Here is a 671-nt window from a genome sequence, read left to right as displayed (position 1 = left end):
CTCTTTGTAATTCATTATTTCTATACCTTGTCGTTTTAAGCCAACAAGCAGATCTGCATTTATATACCGATATAACCGTTGACTATCTGATTCAAGTTTGTAACCGAATAATCCATTAATAGACATACCAACATCAACCGATGTATATACCACATCAGCATCGCGTTTATCCATTCCAAAAGCTTTTTCTCCAACCCCTTCATAGACGAATTTAACTGGCCCAGTATAGCTTTCGCGGTAAAGGATATAATAACCACTTTCAACAATATTATTGAAACCATGAGCCATCAATGGTGCTCCAAGTGCTGCTCCAACACCGGTATCAATAGCAAGAAATCCACCCATGAGTTGTATACTGCCAGATATAAATCCAATCCATGAGACAATCAAATTAACTGTCTCATCATTCTTACTTTTAGCATTTTCACTGTTTACCTTTTTCTTTACAACAATGGCTTGCCTTACACTCTTTTGAGAAAGCATTGCATCTTGCTCTTCTAATGATCGGATTTCTTCGTCTAATAAAGCTATTGCTTCAGAGATTGAGATCTCCCCGGTATTTATCTTTGATGTGTTTTCTTGGCAATAGGCCATGACTTCACCGATAAAATGGTCTTTGGCCAGACTCCATTTTACATATTTATCGGCAACTCTGTTCATAAGCATCATCA

The 671-nt window shown here is 37.3% G+C and carries 1 protein-coding gene; it reads right to left on the bottom strand.

Going from position 1 to position 671, the window contains the following annotated elements; all coding sequences use genetic code 11:
- Positions 1 to 660 (bottom strand): DUF4225 domain-containing protein (locus tag EAE91_RS23640; protein ID WP_214090561.1); only part of this gene is annotated, 660 nt, incomplete at its 3' end.
- Positions 661 to 671 lie beyond the last annotated feature (11 nt).

The sequence above is a fragment of the Photorhabdus noenieputensis genome (assembly GCF_018448935.1).
Taxonomy (GTDB): domain Bacteria; phylum Pseudomonadota; class Gammaproteobacteria; order Enterobacterales; family Enterobacteriaceae; genus Photorhabdus; species Photorhabdus noenieputensis.
Note: the sequence above shows the minus strand (reverse complement) of the source record. Positions and strands in the feature narration are given on the sequence as shown.